The sequence below is a fragment of the Sciscionella sediminilitoris genome (assembly GCF_000737195.2).
GTDB lineage: Bacteria > Actinomycetota > Actinomycetes > Mycobacteriales > Pseudonocardiaceae > Sciscionella > Sciscionella sediminilitoris.
The window spans coordinates 1-3,844 of the sequence record NZ_JALM01000169.1 but is presented as its reverse complement, the minus strand read 5'-3'; the positions used below and the strand labels follow the sequence as shown (position 1 = coordinate 3,844).

Sequence of the window (3,844 nt, the reverse complement as noted above, 5' to 3'; positions counted from 1 at the left end):
GGGTGCCCGTTGCGCCGCGCATCGGACAGCCGCTCCAGGGCGAGCATGCCCGCCCCCTCGGCCCATCCGGTGCCGTCGGCCTCGGCCGAGAAGGACTTGCACCGCCCGTCGGCGGCCAGACCGCGCTGCCGGGAGAACCCGATGAAAGTCTCCGGCGTCGCCATCACCGTGACACCACCGGCGAGCGCGAGCGAGCACTCCCCCGAACGCAGGGCCTGCATGGCCCAGTGCAAAGCGACCAGCGAGGAGGAGCAGGCCGTGTCCACCGACACCGCGGGACCTTCGAGCCCCAGGATGTAGGCCACCCGCCCGGAAAGGACGCTGCCCGAGGTTCCGGTGCCGAGGAAACCCTCCACCTCCTCGGGCACCTCGCCGAGCCGGGTGCCGTAGTCGTGGTACATCACTCCGGCGAACACTCCGGTGGCGCTGCCCTTGAGCGACACCGGATCGGCGCCGGACCGTTCCAGGGCCTCCCAGCAGACCTCCAGCAACAGTCGCTGCTGCGGATCCATGGCCAGCGCCTCACGCGGCGAGATACCGAAGAACTCCGGGTCGAAGTCACCGGCGTCGTGCAGGAAGCCGCCTTCGCGGGTGTAGGTCTTGCCGGACCGGTCCGGGTCCGGGTCGTAGATCCCGTCCACGTCCCAGCCGCGGTCCTCGGGGAACCGGGTGACGCCGTCCCGGCCGCCGGAAACCAGGTCCCACAACTGTTCGGGGGAGGCGACCCCGCCCGGGTATCGGCAGGCCATGCCGACGATGGCGATCGGGTCATCGGCCACCCGCGCGGTGGTCCCCGAGGGGATGGCAGGCGAGTCGTCCGTCTCGAGCAGTTCGGCGAGCAGGAACGCCGCCAGCGCCTGCGGGGTCGGATGGTCGAAGGTCAGTGTCGCGGACAGGCGCAGCCCGGTGGCGGTGCTCAGCCGGTTGCGGAACTCCACCGCGGTCAGCGAGTCGAACCCGAGCTCACCGAACGCGCGCTCGAGGTCCACCGCTTCGGCGCTCGGATGATTCAGCACCAGCGCGGCCTCGGTGCGGACCAGTTCGCTCAACAACCGGATCTGCTCGGCGGACGGCAGTCCGCTCAGCCGCTTGCGCAGATCCTCGGCCCCGGCCTCGTCCACGGTGCGCCGTCGCGGGGCACGGACCAGGCCGCGCAACACGTGCGGCACCTCGCCCGCGTTCCGCAGCGCGGGCAGGTCCAGGCGGGTGGCGACCGGGCACGGATCCTCGCCGAACGCGAGGCGGTCGAACAGTTCCAGCCCGGCCTCCACGCTCAGCGCGGAGATACCCGCTGTCCCGGTCTCTCCTTCGCCCATACCGGTTTCCCAGCGGCCGTAGGCGATCGAGGTCGCCGGGAGTCCCGCGGCACGGCGCTGCGCGGCGAGACCGTCGAGGAATCCGTTGGCGGCCGCGTAGTTCGCCTGTCCGGGCGCGCCAAGGGAGCCCGCGATGGAGGAGAACATCACGAACAGCGCCAGGCCGTGAGTGAGCTCGTGCAGATGCTGCGCGGCGAGCGCCTTCGGTGCCGCGGTGGCGGCCAGCCGCTGCGGGTTCATCGCGGTGAACACACCGTCGTCGAGTACCCCGGCCGCGTGCACCACCCCGGAAAGCGGGTGCTCCGCCGGAACCAGGGCGAGTGCGGACTCCAGCTGCGCGCGGTCGGCGACATCGCACGCGGCGAAGCCCACCTCGGCGCCCCGTTCGGTCAGTTCACGGCGCAGGTCCCCGGCACCGGGTGCCTCGGCACCGCGACGGCCAACCAGCAGCAGATGACGGACGCCGTGCCGGTCCACGAGCCTGCGCGCCACCTGCGCGCCGAGCCCTCCGGTGCCGCCGGTGACGAGCACGGTGCCGTCCAGGGTCCAGTCCGGCTCGGCCGTGGCACGCGATCGGGTCAGTCGCGGCACCCGCGGGCCGTCCTCGGTGAAGGCGATCTCGGGTTCCCCGGTGGCGGCGGCCGCGGCGCAATCACCCTCGCCGTGCACCAGAACCAGGCGGTCCGGGTACTCGGCCTGGACGCTGCGCACCAGGCCCGCGACGGCGGCGTGTTCCGGGGAATCCCCGGGCAGCCGTACGACGAGCCGGTCATCCCCGGCGAGCCTGCGCTGCAGTTCGGTGAGTGCGGCCTCGGCCGTATCGGCGGTGTAGACCTCGATTTCCGGGGCGTCCGTGGCAAGGGCGACCGGAATCCAGGAACGGGTGAACGTCGTGTCTCCGGTTCCACCGGTCAACGGGCCTTCCGTGATCGGGCGCAGGCTCAGCGCCGCCACGGACAGCACCGGCTGTCCCGTTCCGTCGCTGACCGCCAGGGAGAAGCAGTCCGGCCCTGCCGGGGTGAGCCGCGCCCGCAGGGCACTGGCTCCGGTGGCGTGCAACCGCAGCCCGCTCCAGGAGTACGGCAGCCGTGCGGTGCCACCGGTCAGGCCGACCGCATGCAGGACCGCGTCGAGCAGCGCCGGGTGCAGCCCGAATCCGGCGACCTCGGTGTGTTCCGGGAGTGCGACCTCCGCGAAGATCTCCTCGCCGCGGCGCCAGGCAGCGCGCAGACCGCGGAACGGATCGCCGTAGTCGAGCCCGGCCTCGGCCAGGCCTGCGTAGATTCCGTCCAGTTCGGCCGGTTCGGCACCGGTGGGCGGCCACTCGGTTTCGGCGGCCGGTTCCCCTTCCGCCGGAACCAGCGAACCGCTCGCGTGCAGTTCCCACTCGGCTTCGGTGTCCTGTGTGCGGGAGTGCACCGCGAGGGCACGGCGGCCATCGTTGCCGGGGGCGGAAAGCGAGACCCGCAGTTGGACGGGTGCCGTGCCGAGCACCAGCGGGGCATGCAGGATCAGTTCCTCCACCTCGCCGCAGCCGGTTTCGTCCCCGGCCCGGACGGCGAGTTCGGCGAAGGCGGTTCCGGGCAGCACGACCGCATCGCGTACCCGGTGTCCGGTCAGCCAGGGCTGGTCCTCGAGGGAGAGTCGCCCGGAGAGCACCAGCCCGTCATCCTCGGGTAGCGCGACCGCAGCACCCAGTAACGGATGGTCGAGTGCGCCGAGGCCGAGCGCGGTGGCGTCCCCACTGCCCGGGGTCGGCCGCAGCCAGTACCGCTTGCGCTGGAAGGGATAGGTGGGCAGCGCGATCCGCTGCGCCCCGCTGCCCGCGAAGTAGCGGGTCCAATCCACCGGGGCGCCCGCGGCGTGCACGGCACCGAGCGCGGAGACCACCGCTTCCGGCTCGTCCTGGTTCTCGCGCAGGGCCGGGACGAACACCGCTTCGGGCACGGTCTCGGGACCCATCGCGGAGAGCACCGCGTCCGGGCCGAGTTCCAGGAACGTCGTGGCACCGTCGCCGGACAGGTGTCCCACCGTATCGGCGAACCGCACCGGCTCCCGGACCTGGGTGATCCAGTATTCCGGATCGGTGACATCGGCCGTGGTGTCCACAGTGGACACGAACGGAATCCGGGGAGCCGCGAACTCCAACCCGCGCACCACCGCGGCGAACTCGGCCAGCATCGGCTCCATCAACACCGAATGAAACGCATGCGAGACCTCCAGCCGCTTCACCCGGCGACCCGCGAACCGGTCCACCACCCCGGAAACCGCACTGTCCACACCAGACAACACGATCGACTCGGGTCCGTTCACCGCGGCCAGCGAAACCTCATCCGAGAGAAACCCGGCAACCTCGGGCTCGGAAGCCTGCAAGGCGATCATCGCCCCACCCTCAGGCAACGCCTGCATCAACCGGCCACGAGCCTCCACCAGCGTGGCCGCATCCCCCAACGACAACACACCAGCCACATGCGCAGCCGCAATCTCACCAATCGAATGACCAGCCACAAAATCCGGCCGAACACCCC

The 3,844-nt window shown here is 71.4% G+C and carries 1 protein-coding gene; it reads right to left on the bottom strand.

Features of this window, described 5'->3' with window-relative positions:
- Positions 1 to 3,844 (bottom strand): SDR family NAD(P)-dependent oxidoreductase (locus AD72_RS34785; protein ID WP_031470909.1); only part of this gene is annotated, 3,844 nt, incomplete at both ends.